The organism is Vibrio sp. 2-2(8), assembly GCF_963888495.1.
Lineage (GTDB): Bacteria > Pseudomonadota > Gammaproteobacteria > Enterobacterales > Vibrionaceae > Vibrio > Vibrio anguillarum.
In genome coordinates this window covers 54,258-78,314 of record NZ_CAWPJM010000011.1, presented here as the reverse complement: position 1 = coordinate 78,314, position 24,057 = coordinate 54,258, and the positions used below count along the sequence as shown (strand labels likewise).

The window sequence follows — 24,057 nt, the reverse complement described above, 5'->3', positions numbered from 1 at the left end:
TATCTCGATCTAATGTACTTTGATGTGACTGCGTAGGCCTATTTACTAGTGGAGTATTTCATGGCTGAAGAAACCATTTTTAGCAAAATTATCCGTAAAGAAATTCCTGCAGATATCCTCTATCAAGATGATTTAGTTACCGCCTTTCGGGATATTAACCCTAGAGCGCCTAGCCATATTCTTATCATTCCCAATGCGTTTATTCCGACGACCAACGATGTTGAACTTGAGCATGAAGCGGCTATGGGACGTATGTTTACAGTGGCAAAAAAAATCGCTCAACAAGAAGGTATTGCACAAGATGGCTATCGCTTGATAGTGAATTGTAACGCTCATGGTGGCCAAGAGGTTTACCACATTCATATGCACTTGGTTGGCGGTCGCCCGTTGGGTCCGCTTTTGATGAGCTAATGCATGGGTCGCCCAGTCACTATTGGGCGCTCGATTGATACGGTTAGAGTTAAATATGGAGTATTGAGTGAAGCGTTACGTGCGACATATTACGGTTTTTTTATCGCCTTTTTTTCTCAATGCCTGTGCTAATTTTTCTGCGGGGAACTTGTTTAGTCATTACAGTGCTCAAAATGGCGCTGTCTATCAGTCAGTTAAATCTGGGCAGTATCAAGATGCGGAGAATGAACTTGCGGAATTTGTCGCGGGTGACATTCTGGACAATCTGGAAAAAGGGCGAGTCCATTTTCTTAACCAGAATTATGTAGACAGTAAGCGTAGTTTCGAATTGAGTGATTCTGCGGTTAAAATTCAACAAGATAAGGCATTGATTTCACTAAGTGATACGGCGACAAGTGTCGGTGCGTTGGCTGTGAATGATAACTTGATGGAATACGTTCCTGCGGATTATGAACTCGGTTTTTTACATCTTTATCTCGGTTTGAATTATTTACAACAGAATGATTTGGATGGAGCTCTGGTTGAAGTTCGGCGAGCGAATCAGGTACAAGAGCAAGCAAGGCAGGCTAGAGAAGCGGAACTTGAAAAGGCGCAAAAAGAGCTAAAATCACAAGGTGTGACACCAAACTTAGGCAGCGTACTAGCAAACTACCCTGATGCAGGAAAAGCTTTGCAGGCGGTGCAGAATGGTTACCTTTTTTACCTTTCTGCTTTGCTTTATGAAGCCTCTGGTGATGTTAACAGTGCCTATGTCGACTATCGACGCGCTTTGGCCGTCACTCCCGATAATATTGAGGTTATAGAGGGGACATTACGCGTTGCGAAACGATTAGGGATGAGAGAAGACCTAATCCAATTAGAGAAACGCTACGGGAAATCTCATTCACTGACTGCTTCTCAAGGTCGTGTGCTTATAATAGAAGAGCAGAGTGTGGTGAAAGCCTTAGATAGCTGGCGTCAATCTTTACCCTTGTATGACAGCAGAGGAAATGGCGCATTGTATTCTCTCGCCTTACCTTATTATCCGAATACACCCGTTGAATCATTTTCATCACTGACGATGAATGACAAAGTACTGACTTCTCATTTTCTGACGGATGTGAATTTAATGGCAAGTCGAAACTTGTCTGAGAAAATGCCCTCTATAGTAATAAGGCAAGTGTTGAGAGTGCTGGCGAAAGATCAATTGCGCAAAGAAGCGGCCAAAGATGACAATGTTGGTAATTTAGTCTTCAACGTTTGGAATCTGCTGACAGAGCAGCCCGATACGCGCAGTTGGCTAACGCTGCCAGGGTTGGTGCAAACGGCCAGTCTGCAAGTCAATGCAGGCGAGCAACGAATAAAGGTGGGAGAGCAAGAATATCAGTTTTCTGTACCGGAAAAAGGCACCACTTTGGTGTGGGTTTCTCGTCAGGGACGTCATTCAACCATCTGGCATAAACAACTAGGAAGATTGTAATGAAAAAGTGGATATTGGGGCTGTTAGTCACATTCTCATTGATTGGATGTGCTGAAAATACCGCAGGATTAAGAGTTGATGGCGCTTCGCAAAAAGTGCTATTTGGCGACAATGTATTAGGTAATCGCTTGGTTGTTGAAGACATTGCAACTAACCAAGTGGATGGTCATACGAGGGGACTTGTGCGTTTAGTGAGTCATTACCAAGGTGACCAAATTATCGAGTACCGTTTTTCTTGGTATGACGATGATGGGCTTGAAGTCAATAACAGACAAAGTCCTTGGAAACAAAAAATCATCAGTGGGATGGAGACGGTGTCGTTGTCGGAGATTTCTGTCAATCCAAATGGAAAACAGTTTCGCGTACAGATCCGTGGGTCAAATAATTAAATTGGGAAAGTAAGGAACCAATATGAACAAAAGTATTATCGCATTGCTAGGGCTCGCTGTCATTTTGGGCGGCTGTTCAAATAAAGTCAGCTACGGAGATGCACAATCCGTTGAAACGACGACAGTTGATTTTGGTTCAACAGATTTACAAAAAATCGCGGGGGAAATGGTTGATAGCATGATGATGTCAGGTTCGGTAGCAGCGATTACCCGTGATTCTCGTCCTATCGTGTTTGTTGAGCGAATCAAAAATAAAACCAGTGAGCACATTGATACTGAATCTATCACTGACACCATCAGTACTAAGATGTTGAATTCAGGTAAGTTCCGCTTCGTCGACATGGATCGTGTTGAAGCCGTGCGCGAACAGCTCAATTTCCAAAATAATGATGAGTTGGTCAACCAAAGTACCGCCATTCAGTTTGGCAAAATGGTTGGCGCACAATATATGCTGTATGGCAACTTGTCGAGTATTGTGAAAAACGCAAGTAGTGATAAAGATGTATATTACAAAATGACGATGCGTTTAATGGATCTTCAAAGTGGCCTTATTGAATGGGCAGATGAAACCGAAATTCGTAAACAGCAGTCAAAAAGTTTACTCGGTTTTTAATTACAAAATTGAGTAATTGAGAGAAGAGGTCCTTATGGCGAGAATGTCTTGGCGTGAAGCTTGTCAGCTTGATCGTACCTTAACGTCGCTAGAAGGATTCTTCTCTGCTCCCCCCGACTATGCACAAACGCTGACGGGGGGGTTAACAAACCGATGTTGGAAAATTGTCACGGAGGAACGCAGCTTTGTTTGGCGGCCTAATACGCCGATCACTCAAGCCTTTTCCATTTCGCGTTTTCAAGAATATCAAATTCTCTCTGCTATCGAATCTTCTCACTTAGGCCCCAAGCCACTTTCCATTAATGATCAAGGATTATTGGTTGAATGGATTGATGGCCAATCCCTTACTGGTGGTTTACCTTTCGATTCTCTATTAAAAACACAGATAAAGATCCATAATCTCAGTACAGCACGCATCCCAGTTGCCCCTTTCAGTTTTATCGCTCGGGTTGATCATTATTGGCTACAGCTCAAAGCTGAGTATAAAAGTGAGGACTTGTCGGCTTTATATCAACGTTGGCGCACCGCACCTAACCTTGCTGATGTTGGTCAGACTTTGTGTCACTTTGATTTGGCTGGCTACAATATGGTTAAAACCGATGAAGGTAACCGCGTGATTGATTGGGAATACGCCTCAATTGCCGACCCCCGGCTCGACCTGGCTTTAAGCATTGATGTTGCAGAAGAAAAACCATTAGAGGCGGTCTACCGTTATTGTCAATTGCGTGAGATTGTGGGGGTCGATGATTGGGTCGAAGGTGTGGTGGCTTGGCATCCAAGAGCAACAATGATGGCCATGTTATGGTATTTGTTAGCACATCAATTATGGGGTGATGACTATTATCGTCAACAAGCCGAACATCTAAAACGCACATTATGTAGCTAGGATCACTGTTTCGTCGTTTTGTTGCAGTAAATTAAGGTTAAAGTCTTTGAAACCACAATCTTCGTGGTAGATTAAAAACCTCAAGGAGTGGGGAGTTATTATGATTATTTATCTGCACGGTTTTGATTCAACAAGCCCAGGAAACCATGAAAAAGTACTGCAATTGCAATTTATTGACAGCGATGTCCGTTTTATTAACTACAGTACACAGCACCCAAAACACGATATGCAGCATCTTCTAAAAGAAGTGCATAAAGTGATTGAGTTGTCTGATGACCCACATCCGATTATTTGTGGTGTAGGCCTCGGCGGCTTCTGGTCTGAGCGGATTGGATTCTTATGCGGAATTAAGCAAGTGGTGTTTAATCCTAACTTGCATCCGGAAACAAACATGACTGGACGCATCGATCGCCCTGAAGAGTATGAAGATATTGCGACTAAGTGTGTTGAGCAATACAGGGTAAAAAATAAAGGACGCTGTTTAGTGATTTTATCTAAAGAAGATGAAATTCATGACAACAGCAAAACAGCAGCAGAGCTCGAAAACTACTACGATATCATTTGGGATGAAACCCAGAACCATAAGTTCAAGAAAATCTCACAGCATTTGCAAGCGATGAAGGCATTTAAAGAATCAAATTAAGCATCCGTGCATCATAGTTTCGACTGAACGACTCACAATTGTGAGTCGTTTTTTTATTGCCCAACACCTCTATATCTCGTAGTGAAATAGGGGAATTCTTTGGTTGCACCATGAGTTTTGCTCTATATAATGATTAAACTATAAATATTTTGATAAATATCAAAAAAAATTGAGAGCAAGTCTTAAATTTGCCTAATTTGTGTGTAGTTACATGCATTTATCCTAATGAAACGTGCTGCGAAGATAGCTTCATTTGCTGAACAAGATTTATCTGAAGCAAGCGCATTACTGAGAATTCCTTCAGTGTGAGATTTCACGCTGAATCATGTTTATTTCTTTTTGAGGATTATTGTTGTGACACGAATTATCGTAGTCGGTGGTGGCGCGGGTGGTTTAGAGCTCGCGACTAAACTTGGTCGCACTCTTGGCCGTAAAAATCGCGCAGAAATCACATTAGTGGATCGTAAAGCAAGCCACTTATGGAAACCGTTATTGCATGAAGTGGCAACGGGTTCATTAGATGAAGGAGTGGATGCGCTAAGCTATCGCGCTCACGCAAAAAATCATCGTTTTGATTTCCAAATGGGTAGTCTTGCTGACATCGATCGTGAACGCAAAGTGATTGTTCTTAGTGAATTGCAAGATGAGCATGGTGAATTGTTAATGCCAAGTCGTGAGCTTGAATATGACATTTTGGTGTTGGCAATCGGTTCAACGTCTAACGACTTCAATACTCCAGGAGTTCGTGAGCATTGTATCTTCCTTGATAGCCCTGAACAGGCAAATCGTTTTCGTACTGAAATGAATAATGAGTTTCTAAAACTTCATGCGAAAAATGGTAACGGTACAGTTGATATTGCGATTGTTGGCGCAGGTGCAACGGGTGTTGAATTATCTGCAGAGCTACATAATGCAGTAAAAGAGCTGCGGACTTATGGTTTTGGCGATCTTGATTCAAGCAAACTGAATGTCAACCTTGTGGAAGCGGGTGAGCGTATTCTACCCGCTCTTCCACCTCGCATTTCTAGTGCTGCGCATAGCGAATTAACGAAATTAGGTGTCAACGTTCGTACTGCGACTATGGTCACGCGAGCGGATAAGGATGGCCTAACAACTAAAGATGGCGAAAAGATTCCCGCTCAGATCATGGTGTGGGCTGCTGGCATCAAAGCACCGGATTTTATGAAAGAGATTGCTGGTTTGGAAACAAACCGCATTAATCAGTTAGTGGTAAAAAACACCTTACAAACCACAAGAGATGACGATATTTTTGTGATCGGTGATTTAGCACAATGTACACAAGCCGATGGTTCATTTGTGCCACCTCGTGCACAAGCAGCGCACCAAATGGCAAGCCAAGCGTTCAAGAATATTGTTGCTAAGCTTAACGGGCGTGAGCTCAAACCGTATGTTTATAAAGATCACGGTTCGTTGGTTTCATTAAGTCGTTTTTCTACCGTTGGTAGCTTAATGGGTAATTTAACCAAAGGCTCGATGATGGTTGAAGGTCGTATTGCGCGAGTCGTGTACATTTCTTTGTATCGCATGCACCAAATGGCGCTACACGGTATGTTCAAAACAGGGTTGATGATGTTAGTTGGCCGTATTAATCGTGTGTTGCGTCCAAACTTAAAGCTTCACTAATATTCCCAGCGTACTAGCCATAAAAAACCTCGCCTTTGTTAAAAGGCGAGGTTTTTTGTTGTCACCCACCACCACCGCCTTGGGCGATAGTGGTGGTTATATCAAATTCAAGTTATTTAATGGTACTTGAGCGATAAGTGTTATGTGTTAGCCAACTAGGCTGAGCATTGGTTGGTACTGAGCCATCTTGGTTAATGTTTGAGAAATGGAATGAATGTTGGTTCCAAATTCTCGTTGCATTTTTCCATGGTTTATCAGCATCGGCTGATTCATAAACATAGACGCCGTGGTTGATTGCGCTTTCTTTTGCATAATCATTTGCGACCACAATAAGCGATGCATTGTTGTTGCCTTCGAGATCCGCCACAACAGGATATTCCCACAAGGTGTTCGACGAGTTAGCAATCGTTGCTAATACTGCTCCCGTGCGCCCATCAAGAATACGGACTCTCAGAAGATCTTGTACGATAACTTCATCAATGCCATCACCAGTGAAATCGTAAGCCGAGACACCAATTTTACCGCTGTTATAGTCATCATTTGCTACAGACCAAACTTTGCTACCTTGTGCATTATACATATCAACAGCATGATAACCTGCATAGACAATACCAGTGTTCAGGTAACTATCATTAATGCTTTCCCCAACAACAAACTGAACTGCATTAACGTGTTTTTTGAAGGTAAAGATAGGTTTTGGTTTGCTCCAAACATTTAAGCCTACCAATTGGGTATTGCTTGGGACTGTGTATCGTTCAGTGGTTGCTTTGCTCTTCATGACGGGAACAGCATAAGGAATCGTTTTAGTTTTCCAAACAGGAGCTAGGTAAGAAACTGTTTTGGTATGCCAGCCAAAGAACCAGTAAGAAACTTGTTTTGTTCTCCACTCCAATCCAAGATATGGAACTTCTTTGGTTCGCCACTCTAATGCTGGGTATTTAAAGGCTGAGTCTTTTGAACCTAACGTTATTTTCGAACCATCATTGAGAGTGAATTCCATCTCGAGTACGCCATATGTCCACCACGTTTTATATTTGCCGTAGGTTACATCGATAGAGCGGACTTTGCTTGCATCAATAGTATGCAGTGAACCGCCTTGACCACCCACCATATTACTTGCTGTTGATCCAATAGCGTCAATCAGATCTCCTGAGCGGATTTTAAGTTGGTTGTCATCTGCTATTTTAACTGGATGGCTGTGATGTAAATGGGTATATCCATAAACAGGGGACTTAGCTATTTCATTGGTAGAGCTTGTTGCTGTATTACCAAGGAAGTTAGAGATAGCTTGTACACCACCACCTGGGTTTTCAAGGTTATTAACCTCCCACTTTACTGAGCCGTCATGCTCTAAAACTGCAAATACACTGTTTTGTGCTGTTGCTTTAGTGGCTGGTACTGATACAACAATTTCTGGTTTATTGTCGCTATCTAGGTTGGCAACGGAAGAAAACCAAACCGTATCATTCGCTTGATATTGCCAAGTAAATGAGCCGTCACTTTTGTAAAGAGCGCCGTTTGAAAATATTTCTTGAACACCATCGCCATCCGCATCAAAGCTGATCGATGATGGAGCCCACTCCAAACTAAATAGCAAACCAGTATCGTAGTTATAAACACCATCGGCAGAGATGATCTCAATTGACCCATCATTGTTTAAATCAGAGATCGAGATTGTACCGACTGACCGTCCACCTGTGACATGCTTTAAAATTTGCTTTTTAATATTCCCTTCATTATCTAGGATAGTAATGTAAGGGCTTGATGCACTGGTAATAACAATATCAACAACACCATTACCATCAAGGTCTGCAACAGCAGGAGAGTAGCGAGCATCGGCTATGATGCCACCGTTATCGTATGACCAAAGCTCAGAACCATCAATACCACTTAATGCCCTAACTAGTCCACCTTGTGTATATTTGTTATTTTCAAACGTCACAACAATGATATCAGCAATATCATTCTCGTCGATTTTGCCATCGCCATTATCATCATTTAGCTGGGCAATAACAGGAGCCGCCATGACTTGATTTGATTCTGGTTTAAACGAGCTACTTTCCCAAGACCACTTTAATTGGGTGTTTATCTCACTAGGGTTTGATGCGGTTGCAATAGTGCTGACTGCAATACTGCTTATTGACAGTAGCCCGACCGCACATAACGAAAATTTAGAAGTCATTAGGTAACATCTCTCTCAGTATGTTTGTGTAAATTCCGATTTAAATTGATGTTGTTAACCTGTGCTGCACTTTAACGATAGGTCTTACGGTAAATAAGTTGAACATGGCACAACACGAGATGGAGGGATTATCAAGACTTAATAAGAGAGATTCAATCTAACATGGCTCTCATAAATGAGAGGTCTTAAAAATGAAACACTCACTAATAAAATACATTGCCAGTTTAACTTTTAGAAGATCACGTACCCAAACCATTGGAGCGGCCTGTAGGTGGGTTGTGTTATTGGTTTTGATAAGAATAGTTAACAACAGAATAGCTCTAACCGGTAAGGATATGAAATCAGTGAGCTAAACTGTATGAGAGATGAATAAAAGAAAAAACGCCCAGACAGGGCGCTTTGTTAGGCTTTATTCTGCAACGCGGCGAACTTGAATGATCATTCCCATTAATGGATGGTCTAGATAGTGGGTTTCGTTGCTGCGCATACGGCGTTTTTGGTCCATCCGATAGCTCTTTAAAAACTCTTCCTTTTCCACTGTTGGGGAGATAGCTTCTAGGTTCCCCAGTTGAACCTCGGCATTTTGCTCTTCAGGTGTAATGTCTAACTCCAATGGTTTACTTTGGAGCATGATTTCTCGCACACTCGGGGCTTTAAGGTCGAGCGTGGTTTCAGCATAAAGATAGTGCTGCACATAGATTTGTAATTTACCGTCGAGTTCGTAAAGGGGACTCGCGATGCTTTGTTCTAGCACACCGTTTACTGGCGATTCTTCTAGTACGGCCACTTTTTCACTGCCGTCAGTATTGAATTTAGCGGAGTAATCTTTACCCGCTTGAATATGGAAAATCGGTGCGGAAGCTCTGCCTTGATCGCCTTGACGCCAAGCCGTATGCAATAGCACTTCAAAGCCGGCGTGGTTTTTCAGTTTTTGTGCTTGGTCGTTAAGTTGGTAGTCGGAAAAAGGCAGCATTTTCACGCCTTTTTCTTGGCGATAGTTTAAGTCACTAAAACTGCCCGCGCGTTGAATATTGATTTCAGGCAATGAGTTAGGCCACGACTCACTGACCTTCTCTGCATCAATTGCACGCTTAAAAATGATCACTTCTATGTCAAATTGCCGTTGTGCCAGACTTGGCATCGAAATAAGCAAAAGTAGGAGTGGGATCAGTTTTTTCATTATGGCTCCATCATTTTTTGTGCGTAATTTATGCTCTAGGCATCAGGTTTTGTTGGAATTCGCTGAGCATACTCGACACAAATTGAATTCGTTCACGTCTATCAGCTAATGGTACAGCAAACTTAAACTTAGTTGGCCCTTCCATTGCAAATTTTTTCGGTTGTGATTGCAGAAGTCTAACCAAAAAGACGGGATTAATGTCAGCATCTGGATAGAACTCAATGTAGCCGCCTTTTTCATGCGCTTCGATTTTCTTCACTTTTATACGTGCAGCATCAATTTTGACTTCAGCAACGCCGAGTAAGTTATTTGCAGCATCAGGTAACTTACCAAAGCGATCAATCAACTCGACTTTGAGCTCGGCGAGCTCATCTCGGCTAGCGACACTCGCTATCTGTTTATACATGGAGAGGCGAGTATTTACATCAGGAATGTAATCATCGGGTAATAGCGCTGGCAAACGCATTTCCACTTCGGTTTGTTCACGAAGCAAATCGTCAAGAGAAGGTTCTCTGCCATTTTTTAATGCTTCAACCGCTTGCTCTAGCATCTCCATATAGAGAGTAAAACCAATTGATTGGATCTGACCGCTCTGTTCATCGCCCAATAATTCACCCGCTCCACGGATTTCTAAATCGTGCGTTGCTAGAGTAAAACCGGCTCCAAGATCTTCAAGAGATGCAATCGCTTCTAAACGTTTCACGGCATCTTTAGTGATGGCTTTAGGATGTGGAGTGAGTAAGTAAGCATAAGCTTGATGGTGAGAACGTCCTACTCGGCCACGAAGTTGGTGTAGCTGTGCTAGGCCAAGGTTGTCTGCGCGGTCCATAATGATGGTGTTCGCCGTCGGGACATCAATCCCTGTCTCGATGATGGTTGTGCAGACCAATACGTTGAAGCGTTGGTGATAAAAGTCGTTCATCACTTTTTCCAGCTCACGTTCACGCATTTGTCCATGGGCGACGGTAATTCGAGCTTCAGGGACCAGCTTTTCTAAATCGGCGGCCACTTTGTCTATAGTTTCTACTTGGTTATGTAGAAAATAAACCTGTCCACCGCGCATGATTTCACGTAATACGGCCTCTCGAATCGTATTGTCATCATGTTGGCGTACAAAGGTTTTGATGGCTAATCGTCGTGCGGGTGGTGTGGCGATAATCGATAGATCGCGCATTCCGCTCATCGCCATGTTTAACGTGCGCGGAATCGGCGTTGCCGTTAGCGTGAGAATATCCACATCAGCACGCATCGCTTTTACTTTTTCTTTTTGGCGTACGCCAAAACGGTGTTCTTCATCAACGATCAAAAGACCAAGATCGCTAAATTTTAGCTCGCTGGAAAGCAGTTTATGCGTGCCAACCAAAATGTCGACTTTGCCGTCGGCGACATCTTGTAGTATCTGCTTTTGCTCTTTCGCTGATTTGAAGCGTGATAAAACTTCGACACGGATCGGCAGGTTAGCAAATCGGTCTCGAAAGTTTTCAAAATGCTGCTGCGCGAGTAAGGTTGTCGGCACTAATACGGCCACTTGTTTATTGTTGTCGGTGCAAACAAAGGCGGCGCGCATGGCGACTTCTGTTTTGCCAAATCCAACGTCACCACACACTAATCGGTCCATCGCTTTTTTCTGACACATGTCCGATAGCACGGCGTTGATAGCTGTATTTTGATCATCGGTTTCTTCAAATGGGAAACCTGCTTTAAAAGTCGCATATTGGCCACGATCCAGAGCGAACTTATAGCCTGGTTTGAGCTCTCGTTTGGCGTAGACATCCAGCAGTTCCGCAGCAACATCACGGACTTTTTCGGCCGCTTTTCGTCGTGCCTTGGTCCATGCTTCACCCCCGAGTTTATGCAATGGTGCGCTTTCTTCTGCGCCGCCAGAGTAACGACTAATGAGATTCAATGAAGCGACAGGGACATAAAGTTTGGCTTCGTTTTGATACTCAAGGGTGACGTATTCGGTCATCATGCCACCCGCTTCAAGCGTCTGTAACCCGAGATAACGGCCGATACCATGATCAATATGAACAACGGGTTGCCCTGGTTTGAGTTCGGCTAAATTACGAATGACAGCGTCACTATTGGTGACTTTACGATCTTTCTTACGGCGAAGAATGACACGGTCACCGAGTAAATCACTTTCGCAGATGAACGCTAAGTTAGCATTGTTATCGATAAAGCCGTGCTCAGATGCCCCTAATACGAGACATTGTTTTTCTTTTGCTTGGCACGCTTGCTGGAAGGTTTCTTTTTCGATAGGGCGCAGTTTTACGCGTTGCAATAGCTCTAGTAATGCTTCGCGACGGCCTTCTGATTCGACGGAAAAAATGATTTTCCCAGTGAAACTTTCACTAAATTGCCGAATGGCGACTAAAGGCTCTTTATTTTTATGCATGACCGCCAAGTCGGGTAATGCACTGACCGCTAAATTGATCCGCCCTTGCTTTTCTGAAATTGGTTCCACACTGAGTTGGATCTGAGCCACGTTTTTGAAAAGACTGAAAAGCTCATCTTTTTTAAGCCACAATTCATGAGGTGGCAGCAACGGGCGAAGAGGGTCAACTTTACGCTGCTGGTAACGATATTCGACGTCGGTTAAAAACTGGTCAATCGCTGTTTCGATATTTCCTACGACAATTAGTTGGCTTTCTGGCGCGATATAATCGAACAAAGTTTCGGTGTGTTCAAAAAATAGTGGTTGCCAGTATTCAATACCGGCTGGCCAAATCCCCTTTGAGACTTGCATATAGACAGATTCTGGTTCACGACGCGCTTCAAATCGTTGACGCCAGCGGGTGCGAAAATCTTCAATTGCACTTTCTGTGGTGGGAAATTCATGAGCAGGTAGCAAGCGTATCTCACTGATCTCTTCAATTGAGCGTTGATTCTCAGGATCGAAGGTGCGTATGGTGTCGATTTCATCATCAAAAAAATCAATGCGATAAGGATCGCTGCTGCCCATTGGAAATAAATCAAGAATCGAACCTCGGCTGGCGTACTCGCCTGGGCCAAACACTTGATCAACATGACGATAGCCCGATTTTTCCAGCTGAAGACGCAGTTTATCTAAGGAAAACTGATCGCCAGTTTTAACCATCAGGGTATGCTGTAGCAGAAATTCTCGCGGCGTCTGACGCTGCAATATGGTGCTCACAGGCACAATGGTAATGCCTGTTTTCAAGCTCGGTAATTGATACAGGCGCGCGATGCGATCAGAAATGATCTCTTGATGAGGCGAAAAACTATCATAAGGCAAAGTTTCCCAATCAGGAAACAGCGCCACTTCGGCGTCACTAAACTGCTCAATTTCGTGCTGCAGCTTTAAGGCGGTTTGAGGATCAGGTACAGCCAGTAAAGTGTGGCTATTATGCTGGTTGGCCAGCTCTGCAATTGCCAACGCAAGGCTTGCACCACGTAGGTTACCAATGTGTTTTTTGTCGCCCGCGCCAGCAGGTTTAATCAGAGTCAGTAAAGAGTGTGTAGTCATGAGAACGCTTATGGTTTATTTCGGTCTAAAGAGCGTTGACGCAGCAATTTTTGCTGCTGGTACAGTGCGGCTTTAATCAAGAGATCTTGGTCAGTATCTCGCAGTAAATCGTATTTCATCGTGATGAGATAGTGTTGCTCGTCCGCTTGGCAATCAATCACCGAACTATAGCAATAAATAGCGGCTGCAGGGTGGTCCAAAAACAGTTTACAGCGGGCTTGGGTACCAATCTCTAGTGCATTTGGATAACGAAGAGAGAAGCGACTGGCACCAAATGTGCTGGTGATGAAGCGTGAATGTGGCTCATCTTGCTGTGACAGCATAAAGGTTAGCAACAAATTCAGTTTCGAATTTTGAGTATCAAGTAACTGAACGACGTGCTTGAAATCACTATTTTTCAGTTCTAGTCGTGCACTTTCGGTGAGTGCATCCAACTGGCTAAACTCACTGGCCACAATAAATGGGGCAGGAATCTCCGCTTCAAATATTGATTGGGAAGGTAGCATAAATGTGCTGTCTAAAAGTTCAATATTGGTTGTCAGTCCATAGTGAACCGTAAAAAATTCTTGCTCGGTCATAAAGGCATCCTTCTCATCGCTTTGTTGATTATCGTCATACCGGCGAACTAATCAAGGTATGTCCTTGTTATCGAGTCTATTTAACCGATTTTTGGCAAATTAAAGCTACAACCTTCCACCGTTTCTCGTTACAGTACTGAGCATCACTTTTAGGCGGTTTTTCTTATGTTTCATCCTATTTCGGCGTTCATCGGCTTGCGTTATTTACGTGGGCGATCCGGTGATAGATTCAGTCGATTTGTCTCTTATATGTCTACGGCGGGAATAACCATTGGCGTGATGTCACTGGTGACGGTGCTTTCGGTCATGAATGGTTTTGAATCCCAGCTCAAAAATAGAATTCTAGGTGTGTTGCCTCAGGCTGTAGTTTCGCAAAATGGCGATCGCACTTTGCTCACGCAAGATGTGCCTCAATTCATTAGCCAGCTCTCTAGCGCCAGAGCGGCTGAACCGATTGTACGCAGTGAAGCGGTTGTTCAAAGCTCATCGCAACTGGCCGCAGGCTTGTTGGTGGGAATTGAACCTAATCAAAATGATCCGATTGCGGCGCACTTGATTGCGGGTCAAGTGAGTGCGCTCAAGCCGGGCGAATATCAACTCTTCCTTGGCCATTCACTGGCGCGGGCGCTCAACGTGACAATTGGCGATAAAGTGCGTTTGATGGTCACTTCAGCTAGCCAATTTACCCCCTTAGGTCGTATTCCTGCGCAGCGTAATTTTACAGTCGCAGGCATCTTCAATACGGGGTCTGATGTGGATGGACAGCTGATGCTGACGCACATCAAAGATGCAGCGCGATTGCTTCGTTTACCATCAAATACTGTGTCGGGATGGCGGCTCTTTTTTGATGATCCTTTTGTGGTTGCAGACCTAGCTAGCGCACCTTTGCCTGAGGGATGGCAATGGAGTGACTGGCGAGATCAGCGTGGCGAGTTGTTCCAAGCTGTTCGCATGGAAAAAAATATGATGGGTTTGATGCTTGGGTTGATTGTTGGCGTGGCGGCTTTCAATATCATTTCCGCGTTGATCATGGTGGTGATGGAAAAACAAGCTGAGGTCGCGATTTTGAAAACGCAAGGCATGACAGATCAACAAGTACTGGCCATTTTTATGGTTCAAGGCGCGAGTAGTGGAGTGATTGGTTCGCTTGTCGGTGGTGTGTTAGGCGTATTGCTGGCGGATAACCTCAATGGATTATTAGAAAGCATGGGTGTAGCGCTGTTCTCTGTGGGGGGAACGCTGCCTGTAGTGATTAACCCCATGCAAATTATGTTGGTGGTGATAGCAGCCATCACGCTCAGCTTATTCGCGACACTGTTTCCTTCCTACCGCGCGTCATCCGTAAAACCTGCCGAGGCTTTAAGATATGAATAACCTTTTACAATGCCATAACGTATGCAAAACCTACCAAGAAGGGGAGCTACGGACTCAAGTGCTAAAAGGCGTCAGTTTTGGCATTCAAGCGGGGGAGTTAGTCTCAATTATTGGGACTTCTGGATCTGGGAAAAGTACGTTATTGCACATTCTGGGTGCACTGGATGAGGCAACCGAAGGTTCAGTGTCGTTTTTAGGTCAGGATTTATCGAGCTTAAGCTCCAATAAACAAGCGAACATTCGCAATCAACATTTGGGTTTTGTGTACCAGTTCCACCATTTATTAGCCGATTTCACCGCTCTTGAGAATGTTGCCATGCCGTTGCTTATTGGTGGCCAAAAAGCATCGCGTGCTAAACAGGCCGCGCAAGCATTGTTAGAAAAAGTGGGGTTGGGACATCGTTTATCTCATCGACCCTCTGAGCTCTCTGGTGGAGAGCGGCAGCGGGTAGCGATTGCGCGAGCGCTTGTCAATCAACCCGATTTGGTGTTAGCCGATGAGCCTACGGGCAACCTTGATCACAAAACGGCGCTGGCGATTTATGATTTGATGCGTCAAATGAATCAAGAGTTTGGCACGGCATTTTTAGTGGTAACGCATGATAGCGAACTTGCTGCAAAAATGGACAGACAGATGCACATGCAAGATGGTTTGCTGATTAATGTGGAGGCACCGTAGATGTTCACCTCGCTCTCTTTAGTGATTGGTCGGCGTTTTAGCCTGGCAAAGCAGCGTAATAAAATGGTGTCGTTTATCTCGCTCTCTTCCATTATCGGTATCGCCGTGGGCGTTGCGGTGATCATCGTGGGCCTGTCGGCGATGAATGGTTTTGAGAGAGAGCTGCAGAATCGCGTGTTATCTGTCATTGCACACGGAGAGTTTGAAGGGGTTCAACAACCCATCGCAAACTGGTCGTCATTAGTCAAGCAAGCCGTGCAGCATCCAAAAGTGGAAGCGGCCGCTCCTTATGTAAAATTGACGGCATTAGCGGAGAAAGGCGCGCAACTGAAAGCGATTGAGGTGCGTGGAATTGATCCGCAAATGGAGCGCGCCGTGTCGCGTTTATCTCAATTTGTCTCTTCCGATGCATGGCAAGGTTTTGTCGCAGGTCAGCAACAGGTCATTTTAGGCAAAGGAGTGGCGGATAAATTGGGCGCGGCAGTCGGTGACTATGTCACTTTGATGATCCCCTCTGCGAATGAGAGCGCTAAAGTTCAAGCGCCAAAGCGCGTGCGCGTCAAGGTCTCAGGGCTTTTGGAACTCAATGGCCAAATTGACCACAGCCTTGCGTTAGTGCCATTGGCAGATGCACAAGCTTACGCCAAATTAGGAGAGCGAGTGACGGGCGTTGCTATCAAGGTCTCAGAGGTATTAAATGCAACTCAAATTGTAAGAGAGGTCGGCAATACGCTTGATCAATACGTCTATCTACGCAGTTGGCAGCAAAAATTTGGCTTTTTGTACCGTGATATTCAGCTGGTCAGAACCATTATGTATTTGGTGATGGTGCTGGTGATTGGTGTGGCGAGCTTCAACATCGTTTCAACACTTATGATGGCGGTAAAAGATCGTGCGGCTGAAATCGCCATTTTGCGCACTATGGGCGCGACCGATGGATTAGTGAAACGAATTTTTGTCTGGCAGGGTGTTTTCTCTGGTGTATTAGGCAGTGTGATAGGTGGCGTGTTAGGTGTGCTGATTGCGTGGAATTTAACAGCGTTAATCAAAGGATTAGAATGGTTAGTCGGCCATCAGTTTTTGTCTGGTGATATCTATTTTGTCGACTTTTTGCCATCACAAGTGAACCTATCGGATGTGGTGCTTGTCTCTTCCACGGCGATTGTGTTGAGCCTACTAGCTACTTGGTATCCGGCCTCTAGGGCCAGTCAACTGAACCCAGCGTCTGTGCTTAGCGCTAAATAATCTCAACTCGGATTCTTTTCGTTCATCAGCATTGAGCTATTTTTAGCAAACAAAAAGGACCATTTGGTCCTTTTTCAACATCATGCGACATCGTTTTACATGCTCAGTTGTATAGCCAGTCTCAATCTCTTGAAGCTTTTATCTCGTTTGGCGCTTTTGCCAGCTTCTTACGACAGAATAGCGCCATAAACCGTGAATGCCGAAGTAGCCGATTATGGCGGAGATCACTCCGCACATCATGCAACCCAAAAGGAATGGCGGACCAATGGTACTCATTTGTTGCATGATAAAATGCCAAGAGAGTTCAAAGTGAAATGGTTGTGGTGGTGTTTGCATTACCCATGCGCCAAGCTTGTAGGCGAAGTAGAACAGCACTGGCATGGTGATGGGGTTGCTAATCCAGACCAAGGCTACAGAAAGCGGTAAATTGACGCCGCACATAATGGCAAGGCCAGCGGACATGATCATTTGACTCGGAAGTGGAACAAAAGCCATGAACAAACCTACGGCGAAGGCGCCCGCTGCTGAGCGGCGGTTCAAACACCATAAATTGGGGTTGTACAGCACATTGCCAAAAATTTTTAATGCCTTCTGACGCTTAATCACTTCATGGTTAGGCATAAAACGTTTGATGAACTTTCTTGGCATCGTGACATGACTCTCTTATCTAATTACTGGACCCTAGCTTCGTTTTCGCTAACCGCCATTTCTGCTTCTTATTGGCCTTGGATGCCAGATTGGAAATGGAGTATGCCTCTATTCGCCATTCTTATACTCTCTGTCGGTTATAGAAAACTGCGCTTTCTCTCAGGAGTAACAATGGCTTTAATGGTCATTGTGATCAGCGGGAACTTATTACGTGAGCAGTCCAACACTATTTTTCAGACAGGTTCGGATATTACCATAAACGGACAGGTTAACAGCTTTTTTAGACAAATTACTCATGGTTATGAAGGAACAATTTCGATTCGATCAATCAATGGTCAAACCTTAGGCATTTTTTTGCGGCCCAAGGTGCGATTAATTGCTCCTTTACCGTTGAAGTATGGTGACGTGGCTGAATTCTCCATCACAGTAAAACCTATCTTTGGTCGGTTAAATGAGACCGGGTTTGATGCAGAGGCGTACTCTTTGAGCCAAGGTATTGTGGCTCGTGCAACGGTTAATAATGGACAGTCTTATCGCATTGAATCATTACCAGAATGGCGAGCACAATGGTACCAGAAGATCAAAACCTGGCTCGCTGATGATCCCAATCTTGGTATTTTAATGGCGCTTACGTTTGGTGAGCGCAGTGATATTTCAACGGCACAGTGGCAAGCATTACGAGACAGTGGGCTGATTCATTTGGTTGCCATTTCTGGTCTGCACATTGGCATCGCGTTTGGTTTTGGTTATAGCCTTGGGCTCGTATTGATGCGTTTGCATCATTGCATGGGGTGGTCGCCATTCGTCGTAGGAAGCTTGTGCGCACTAGGCTATGCTTGGTTGGCTGGCTTTACCTTGCCCACTCAACGCGCGCTCATCATGTGTTTGCTCAATGTGGCGATGATTGTCCTCAATGTCCGTATCAATACGTTGCAGCGACTGCTTATGACGTTATCGGCGGTGCTGCTCATCGATCCTTTTGCTGCGTTATCCAGTAGCTTTTGGATGTCCTTTATTGCTGTCTCGGTTGTGTTCTACCAACTTTCTCTACCTCAAACTCAGCGATTTTTTTTATGGCGTTTATTGACGATGCAGATTGGGTTAGTGCTGTGTATGCTTCCGGTAACCGCTTATTTTTTCGGTGGGGTCAGTACCAGTGCGGCGCTCTATAACTTAGTGTTTATTCCTTGGTTCAGTTTTGTGGTGGTTCCGGCGATCTTTGTGGCTTTAGTGTGTACGGTTTTGACTTTTGATGGCGCACCTATGGTGTGGCATTGGGTGGCCAAATTACTCATTCCAGTTGATTGGTCAATTCATTATTCAAGCCTCAGTTGGTTTCCTATTTCTGGGGCTGTTTTGGCTCTGTTGAGCAGTGCTCTATTGCTGTTTGTGTTTTCACCGTTGATCTCGCGTTTTGCACTTGTGGTTTACAGCTTCATTGTGATGGTTTCTTGGCTCACCATTCCGGTAAAAACGGGTTGGCGGATTGATGTGTTAGATGTTGGGCATGGGTTGGCGGTGTTGATCGAAAAAGAAGGACGCTACGTGCTTTATGATACTGGTGCAAGTTGGCAAGGCGGTGATCACATCCAAGCAACAGTTGCCCCCGTGTTAAACAAACGGGGAGCTACGCAATTAGACGGGTTGATTTTGAGTCACTTGGATAACGACCATGCAGGTGGAAGAGCGGAAGTTGAGCGTGTTTGGCAGCCCAAATGGAAACGTGCTAGTCAAATGATAGCGGGTTACCAACCTTGTATTGCTGGTGAACAATGGCAGTGGCAACAACTCTCTTTTGATGTTATCTGGCCACCAAAAACTGTAGCGCGGGCTTACAATCCTCACTCTTGCGTGATTCGAATCTTTGACCCAAATACCGGTTTTTCAGTGCTTTTACCCGGGGATGTGGATGCTATGAGTGAGTGGTTACTTGCGCGAACAGAGCAATCCTTACAAAGTCATATCCTGCTTGTACCACACCACGGTAGTAGGACATCTTCTACTGTTGCTTTGATTAGTAAGGTGAACCCTGAAGTCGCTATTGCCTCGCTCGCCAAAGGCGGACGCTGGCAATTACCTTCCGCACAGGTTGTTCAACGCTACCAACAACATGGAGCAAACTGGTTGGATACGGGTGAAGCAGGGCAAATTAGCGTTATTTTTGGCATGCAGAATTATCAAGTTAGCAGCTTGCGTATCTCTCGCTCTCAGGCTTGGTATAGGCAGATGCTCCGTAACGAGGTAGAATGAGCGCAATATTTTCTTAAAAACAAAGCATTTCTATGTCACTCAATACTGACGAAACCACTTGGCAAACCTTCAAACGCCTGTGGACCTATATCCGCCTATATAAATCTGGCCTAGCAGTTGCGGTTGTCGCATTGATTATCAATGCGGTCTCTGACACCTATATGGTGTCGTTACTTAAGCCTCTTCTAGATGAAGGATTTGGTAATGCGGAATCCGATTTTTTGCGAGTGCTGCCTTTTATTATTTTGGGGATGATGGCGCTACGTGGTTTAAGTGGCTTTGTCTCCTCGTACTGCTTGAGCTGGGTTTCTGGCAATGTTGTGATGTTGATGCGTCGAAAAATCTTCAATCAATTCATGCACATGCCTGTCAGTTTTTTTGATAGAGAATCAACGGGTGGTCTGTTATCACGTATCACCTATGATTCAGAGCAAGTGGCTGGGGCGACCAGTCGTGCATTGGTCAGCATTGTTCGCGAAGGTGCGAGTATCATCGGCCTATTGACCTTGATGTTTTGGAATAGCTGGCAGTTATCTTTGGTATTAATCGTGGTTGCGCCAGTGGTTGCGATGGGGATTGGTATTGTCTCTAAACGTTTTCGCAAGATCTCAAAAGGGATGCAGACCACCATGGGTGATGTGACCTCTTCAGCAGAGCAGATGCTAAAAGGGCACAAAGTCGTACTGAGCTATGGTGGACAAGACGTAGAGCGTAAACGTTTTGACCATGTCAGCAATCAAATGCGTCAACAAACAATGAAGCTGGTTGCGGCGCAGTCCACTGCTGACCCTATTATTCAAATGATTGCTTCTTTAGCACTTGTCACTGTGCTGTTTTTAGCCAGCGTTGATTCTATTCGTGCCGAATTAACACCAGGTACTTTTACGGTGGTGTTCTCGGCAATGTTTGGCTTGATGCGACCACTGAAAGCGTTAACGAGTGTTACCTCCGATTTCCAACGTGGTATGGCGGCCAGCCAAACATTATTTGAGCTGATTGATTTAGAAACCGAGCGCGACACTGGCCAGTTTGAAGCCGAAAAAGTACGTGGTGACGTTAGAGTTCAGGATGTGACCTTTACTTATCAAGGTAAAGAAAAACCAGCGCTGTCTCATGTGAGCTTTGAGATTCCTCAAGGTAAAACGGTCGCGCTTGTTGGGCGTTCCGGCTCAGGGAAAAGTACTATCGCGAGCCTCTTGACTCGTTTTTATGATGTCGATTCAGGTGCTATCTATCTAGATGATCATGATATTCGCGATTATAAACTGAAGAACTTGCGCACCCACTTTGCGCTGGTTTCGCAAAATGTTCACCTCTTCAACGATACCATTGCCAATAATATTGCTTACGCGGCAGAAAATGAGTATACGCGTGAGCAAATTGAGCACGCGGCTAGGCTTGCTCATGCCATGGAGTTTATCAATAACATGCCTGATGGCTTGGATACCATGATTGGTGAGAATGGAGCCAGTTTATCGGGTGGTCAACGTCAACGAGTAGCGATTGCACGAGCGTTATTACGTGATGCACCCGTACTTATCCTAGATGAGGCGACTTCTGCGTTGGATACAGAATCTGAGAGAGCGATTCAATCAGCACTTGAAGAGCTACAAAAGAATAAAACGGTATTGGTCATTGCGCACCGCTTGTCGACGATTGAAGAAGCCGATGAAATTCTAGTGGTCGATGAGGGTGAAATTATCGAACGTGGTCATCATGCTCAGTTAATTGCACAAGATGGGGCGTATGCCCAACTACATCGAATTCAATTTGGTGACTAATCAGTGATTGAAAAAATCTGGTTCGGACATCACCCAGCGTGTTTTTTGTTGTGGCCACTGTTGTGGCCACTGAGTGTCTTGTTTCTGTTGGTCAGTCAAGCACGTAAGCGAGCATTCCAAGCGAACAAAAAAGAGCGCTATAAGGCTCCCGTTCCTGTGGTGGTGGTGGGTAATATTACGGCGGGTGGTAATGGTAAAACACCGTTGGTTGTATGGTTAGTGGAAGCTTTACAAGAACAAGGTTTCAAACCAGGAGTTGTTTCGCGTGGGTATGGTGGTAAAGCTCCGATTTATCCATTAGTGCTGCAAAGTGACACGCCAACCACTCACTGCGGTGACGAACCTAAATTGATTCACCAGCGCACGGGTGCTCCGGTTGCTGTTGCACCAAAGCGCTCACAAGCAGTGCAAGCCCTGCTTCCGTTGGGTGTTGATGTGATCATCACTGACGATGGCCTTCAGCACTATGCATTGGAGCGTGATCTCGAATTTGCAGTCGTGGACGGCGTTCGTCGCTTCGGTAATGAGCAGTTCATGCCTTTAGGTCCGTTAAGAGAGCCACTCTCTCGGTTAGCGGAAGTTGATTTTATTGTGACTAATGGCGGTCAAGCTCAATATGGCGAATTGGCTATGCACCTTTCACCTAGCTTAGCCGTTAACTTAGTGACAGGTCAGCAAGCGCCAGTGAGCCAATTAGCTGCATTAGTGGCTTTTGCTGGCATTGGTTATCCCACGCGCTTTTTCAATACATTAGAAGCTTTAGGTGCAAAGACGGTATTGACCCAAGGTTTTGCGGATCACCGAGAGTATCAATATTCAGAATTAGAGGCGCTTGCGCAACATGGAGCAAACGTCATCATGACAGAAAAAGACGCAGTGAAATGTGCGGCCTTTGCACAAGAAAACTGGTGGTATCTTCCCGTTTCTGCGCAATTTAGTTCGCCAGATGAAAGGCGTATTTTGGACAAAATAAAAGAGGTAATGGAGTCATATGGATCACCGTCTGCTTGAAATTGTAGCTTGCCCTGTATGTAAAAGTAAGTTGACTTATGATAAAGAAAATCAAGAGCTTATTTGTAAGTTAGATCGTTTGGCCTACCCAATAAAAGAAGGGATTCCTGTGTTGCTTGAGCCAGAAGCGCGCAGCATGACGATGGATGAGGGGCGATAATGGCTTTCACCGTTGTTATCCCTGCTCGTTATCAGTCAACTCGCTTACCTGGCAAACCTTTGGCTGATATCGGCGGTAAACCCATGATTCAGTGGGTTTATGAGCAAGCGTTACAATCGGGAGCTGAGCAGGTCGTTATTGCTACTGATGATGCTCGTGTTGAAGCGGCTGTCCATGCGTTTGGTGGCAATGTTTGTATGACATCATCACATCACGAGTCCGGTACTGAGCGTTTAGCCGAAGTGGTGAAATTAATGGGCATTGCCGATCACCACATTATTGTTAACGTACAAGGTGATGAGCCACTCATTCCACCGAGCATCATCAAGCAGGTCGCTAACAATTTAGCCAACAGTAGCGCGCCGATGGCGACTTTAGCGGTTGAAATTACTGATCAAGCTGAAGTGTTTAACCCTAACGCGGTTAAAGTGGTAACAGATCAAGAGGGTTACGCGCTGTATTTCAGCCGTGCGACAATTCCTTGGGATAGAGACAATTTTGCAGCTGGTGGTCAAACGGTGATTCAGCCATTGCTACGTCATATTGGTATTTACGCTTATCGGGCTGGTTTCATCAATACTTATATCAACTGGCAACCCAGTGTACTTGAGAAAATTGAGTGTTTAGAGCAGCTTCGAGTACTGTGGTATGGTGAAAAAATTCACGTTGCCGTTGCTAAAGAAGCACCACCTGCAGGGGTAGATACACCAGAAGATTTAGAGTTAGTGAGAGCGATAGTAAGCCAACGTTAGCTAAAAAAGGAGCAATTATGCTCCTTTTTATCACCGAGTTAATTACGGTTTTATGCGTGCCATGACTTGATCTTTTACGATGAAGTGATGATAAAGAGCCGCTGCGATATGACCACCGATAACAGTCAATACAATCACCTGCATTACTTCCCCGTGTAAAGTTTTCCCTATGTTATAAAGCCAATCACTCTTACCTATCAATGAGGGAATAGCATCGCCTGCCAGAGTTAATGTCCGACCTTTTCCTGCAAAACGAAGATAACCACTGATTGGAACAAGCAATGTAAGGAGGTAAAGGGCAGCATGCGCTCCATATAGCAGCTTCTGCATAAGGTCACTTTCATACACTGGCGCTGGTGCTGTTGTGCTTAGTTTTACGGCTAAACGAATCATCGATAATCCAAAAACAGCGACTCCAAACCATGCATGTAAGTTCAGCCATAACACTCGCATTTCGCTACCTTTATCGGAGAATGAACGAAATGAATCGCTTAAAAACAGCAATACGAACAGTAATGCTATAACCCAGTGTATAGCAATGATGATTTTGTTGTGCTTCATTAGTTAAATACCCTTATAAATATTGGTGATTTTATTTAAGCAAATATTTAATGAATGAAATGTGAACAAAGCTGTAAGGATGTATTACAAATATTTTTTTAATAAAAAATGCGCAACGAAT

General features: G+C 44.6%; 21 protein-coding genes. 15 read left to right on the top strand and 6 right to left on the bottom strand.

Translation table 11 applies throughout. The annotated features are described in order from the left end of the window. Positions 1–60 precede the first annotated feature (60 nt). From hinT to AACV12_RS03075, 7 genes are all read left to right on the top strand, one after another. Positions 61–411 (top strand): purine nucleoside phosphoramidase, encoded by a 351-nt coding sequence (gene hinT, locus AACV12_RS03105; protein ID WP_026028145.1) that lies wholly within the window; start codon positions 61–63, stop codon positions 409–411. A gap of 67 nt (positions 412–478) precedes the next feature. Continuing rightward, positions 479–1,870 (top strand): COG3014 family protein, encoded by a 1,392-nt coding sequence (locus AACV12_RS03100; protein ID WP_017042311.1) that lies wholly within the window; start codon positions 479–481, stop codon positions 1,868–1,870. After that, positions 1,870–2,259: a YcfL family protein gene (locus AACV12_RS03095; protein ID WP_013856520.1), complete on the top strand. Its 390-nt coding sequence runs from the start codon at positions 1,870–1,872 to the stop codon at positions 2,257–2,259. The genes AACV12_RS03100 and AACV12_RS03095 overlap by 1 nt, the downstream gene beginning before the upstream one ends. Positions 2,260–2,281: 22 nt before the next feature. Next, positions 2,282–2,872, top strand: coding sequence for a penicillin-binding protein activator LpoB (gene lpoB / locus AACV12_RS03090; RefSeq protein WP_013856521.1), 591 nt, complete (start codon positions 2,282–2,284; stop codon positions 2,870–2,872). A 34-nt stretch (positions 2,873–2,906) separates the two neighbouring features. After that, positions 2,907–3,758, top strand: coding sequence for a phosphotransferase (locus tag AACV12_RS03085; RefSeq protein WP_038172104.1), 852 nt, complete (start codon positions 2,907–2,909; stop codon positions 3,756–3,758). Positions 3,759–3,858: 100 nt separating this feature from the next. Then, a complete protein-coding gene (gene ycfP / locus AACV12_RS03080; RefSeq protein WP_013856523.1) occupies positions 3,859–4,401 on the top strand; it encodes an alpha/beta hydrolase YcfP in 543 nt (180 codons plus the stop codon). Positions 4,402–4,755: 354 nt separating this feature from the next. Further along, positions 4,756–6,045, top strand: a complete 1,290-nt coding sequence (locus AACV12_RS03075) for an NAD(P)/FAD-dependent oxidoreductase (RefSeq protein ID WP_026028144.1) — start codon at positions 4,756–4,758, stop codon at positions 6,043–6,045. 112 nt (positions 6,046–6,157) lie between these two features. On the opposite strand, the gene AACV12_RS03070 is transcribed toward AACV12_RS03075, so the two are convergent. The 4 genes from AACV12_RS03070 to AACV12_RS03055 form a co-directional block, all read right to left on the bottom strand. Then, a complete protein-coding gene (locus AACV12_RS03070; protein WP_013856525.1) occupies positions 6,158–8,227 on the bottom strand; it encodes a beta-prism lectin domain-containing protein in 2,070 nt (689 codons plus the stop codon). 409 nt (positions 8,228–8,636) lie between these two features. Continuing rightward, on the bottom strand, positions 8,637–9,407 hold the full coding sequence (locus AACV12_RS03065) for a peptidoglycan binding protein CsiV (RefSeq protein ID WP_088732653.1): 771 nt from the start codon (positions 9,405–9,407) through the stop codon (positions 8,637–8,639). A 28-nt stretch (positions 9,408–9,435) separates the two neighbouring features. After that, the gene (mfd, locus tag AACV12_RS03060; RefSeq protein WP_170899909.1) at positions 9,436–12,897 is read right to left on the bottom strand and encodes a transcription-repair coupling factor; all 3,462 of its coding nucleotides are present in this window, start codon (positions 12,895–12,897) and stop codon (positions 9,436–9,438) included. Positions 12,898–12,905: 8 nt separating this feature from the next. Beyond that, the gene (locus AACV12_RS03055) at positions 12,906–13,475 is read right to left on the bottom strand and encodes a hypothetical protein (RefSeq protein WP_017048079.1); all 570 of its coding nucleotides are present in this window, start codon (positions 13,473–13,475) and stop codon (positions 12,906–12,908) included. Between the two features lie 165 nt (positions 13,476–13,640). On the opposite strand from AACV12_RS03055, the gene lolC reads away from it, so the two are divergent. From lolC to lolE, 3 genes are read left to right on the top strand one after another with little or no spacing between them, the layout of a single operon-like run. Beyond that, positions 13,641–14,849: a lipoprotein-releasing ABC transporter permease subunit LolC gene (gene lolC / locus AACV12_RS03050; protein WP_017045176.1), complete on the top strand. Its 1,209-nt coding sequence runs from the start codon at positions 13,641–13,643 to the stop codon at positions 14,847–14,849. Continuing rightward, the gene (gene lolD, locus AACV12_RS03045) at positions 14,842–15,528 is read left to right on the top strand and encodes a lipoprotein-releasing ABC transporter ATP-binding protein LolD (RefSeq protein ID WP_064625563.1); all 687 of its coding nucleotides are present in this window, start codon (positions 14,842–14,844) and stop codon (positions 15,526–15,528) included. The genes lolC and lolD overlap by 8 nt, the downstream gene beginning before the upstream one ends. Beyond that, entirely contained in the window at positions 15,529–16,773 is a 1,245-nt protein-coding gene (gene lolE, locus AACV12_RS03040; protein WP_170899908.1) for a lipoprotein-releasing ABC transporter permease subunit LolE, read from the top strand. Positions 16,774–16,911: 138 nt separating this feature from the next. Here the strand turns inward: lolE and AACV12_RS03035 are convergent, their stop codons facing one another. Next, entirely contained in the window at positions 16,912–17,421 is a 510-nt protein-coding gene (locus AACV12_RS03035) for a DUF2062 domain-containing protein (RefSeq protein WP_017042300.1), read from the bottom strand. Positions 17,422–17,427: 6 nt separating this feature from the next. Here AACV12_RS03035 and AACV12_RS03030 point away from each other — a divergent pair, with 6 nt between their 5' ends. The 5 genes from AACV12_RS03030 to kdsB are packed head-to-tail and all read left to right on the top strand — an operon-like array spanning position 17,428 to position 23,375. Then, a complete protein-coding gene (locus tag AACV12_RS03030) occupies positions 17,428–19,671 on the top strand; it encodes a DNA internalization-related competence protein ComEC/Rec2 (protein ID WP_249371306.1) in 2,244 nt (747 codons plus the stop codon). Positions 19,672–19,703: 32 nt separating this feature from the next. Next, entirely contained in the window at positions 19,704–21,452 is a 1,749-nt protein-coding gene (msbA, locus tag AACV12_RS03025; RefSeq protein ID WP_013856533.1) for a lipid A ABC transporter ATP-binding protein/permease MsbA, read from the top strand. Positions 21,453–21,455: 3 nt separating this feature from the next. Then, positions 21,456–22,463, top strand: a complete 1,008-nt coding sequence (lpxK, locus tag AACV12_RS03020; RefSeq protein ID WP_017048074.1) for a tetraacyldisaccharide 4'-kinase — start codon at positions 21,456–21,458, stop codon at positions 22,461–22,463. Then, positions 22,444–22,623, top strand: a complete 180-nt coding sequence (locus AACV12_RS03015; protein ID WP_013856535.1) for a Trm112 family protein — start codon at positions 22,444–22,446, stop codon at positions 22,621–22,623. Before lpxK ends, AACV12_RS03015 begins: the two co-directional genes overlap by 20 nt. Further along, complete coding sequence (gene kdsB / locus AACV12_RS03010) at positions 22,623–23,375, top strand: 3-deoxy-manno-octulosonate cytidylyltransferase (protein ID WP_017045182.1); 753 nt, start codon at positions 22,623–22,625, stop codon at positions 23,373–23,375. The genes AACV12_RS03015 and kdsB overlap by 1 nt, the downstream gene beginning before the upstream one ends. A gap of 42 nt (positions 23,376–23,417) precedes the next feature. Here the strand turns inward: kdsB and AACV12_RS03005 are convergent, their stop codons facing one another. Further along, positions 23,418–23,936 (bottom strand): cytochrome b, encoded by a 519-nt coding sequence (locus tag AACV12_RS03005; RefSeq protein WP_017045183.1) that lies wholly within the window; start codon positions 23,934–23,936, stop codon positions 23,418–23,420. Between the last annotated feature and the right edge of the window lie 121 nt (positions 23,937–24,057).

Bases quoted from the DNA above. Each gene is read 5' to 3' on its own strand.
- hinT (WP_026028145.1), top strand. From the start codon at position 61: ATGGCTGAAGAAACCATTTTTAGCAAAATTATCCGTAAAGAAATTCCT.
- AACV12_RS03095 (WP_013856520.1), top strand. From the start codon at position 1,870: ATGAAAAAGTGGATATTGGGGCTGTTAGTCACATTCTCATTGATTGGA.
- lpoB (WP_013856521.1), top strand. From the start codon at position 2,282: ATGAACAAAAGTATTATCGCATTGCTAGGGCTCGCTGTCATTTTGGGC.
- AACV12_RS03085 (WP_038172104.1), top strand. From the start codon at position 2,907: ATGGCGAGAATGTCTTGGCGTGAAGCTTGTCAGCTTGATCGTACCTTA.
- ycfP (WP_013856523.1), top strand. From the start codon at position 3,859: ATGATTATTTATCTGCACGGTTTTGATTCAACAAGCCCAGGAAACCAT.
- AACV12_RS03070 (WP_013856525.1), bottom strand. From the start codon at position 8,227: ATGACTTCTAAATTTTCGTTATGTGCGGTCGGGCTACTGTCAATAAGC.
- AACV12_RS03065 (WP_088732653.1), bottom strand. From the start codon at position 9,407: ATGAAAAAACTGATCCCACTCCTACTTTTGCTTATTTCGATGCCAAGT.
- mfd (WP_170899909.1), bottom strand. From the start codon at position 12,897: ATGACTACACACTCTTTACTGACTCTGATTAAACCTGCTGGCGCGGGC.
- AACV12_RS03055 (WP_017048079.1), bottom strand. From the start codon at position 13,475: ATGACCGAGCAAGAATTTTTTACGGTTCACTATGGACTGACAACCAAT.
- lolC (WP_017045176.1), top strand. From the start codon at position 13,641: ATGTTTCATCCTATTTCGGCGTTCATCGGCTTGCGTTATTTACGTGGG.
- lolD (WP_064625563.1), top strand. From the start codon at position 14,842: ATGAATAACCTTTTACAATGCCATAACGTATGCAAAACCTACCAAGAA.
- lolE (WP_170899908.1), top strand. From the start codon at position 15,529: ATGTTCACCTCGCTCTCTTTAGTGATTGGTCGGCGTTTTAGCCTGGCA.
- AACV12_RS03035 (WP_017042300.1), bottom strand. From the start codon at position 17,421: ATGCCAAGAAAGTTCATCAAACGTTTTATGCCTAACCATGAAGTGATT.
- AACV12_RS03030 (WP_249371306.1), top strand. From the start codon at position 17,428: ATGACTCTCTTATCTAATTACTGGACCCTAGCTTCGTTTTCGCTAACC.
- msbA (WP_013856533.1), top strand. From the start codon at position 19,704: ATGTCACTCAATACTGACGAAACCACTTGGCAAACCTTCAAACGCCTG.
- AACV12_RS03015 (WP_013856535.1), top strand. From the start codon at position 22,444: ATGGATCACCGTCTGCTTGAAATTGTAGCTTGCCCTGTATGTAAAAGT.
- kdsB (WP_017045182.1), top strand. From the start codon at position 22,623: ATGGCTTTCACCGTTGTTATCCCTGCTCGTTATCAGTCAACTCGCTTA.
- AACV12_RS03005 (WP_017045183.1), bottom strand. From the start codon at position 23,936: ATGAAGCACAACAAAATCATCATTGCTATACACTGGGTTATAGCATTA.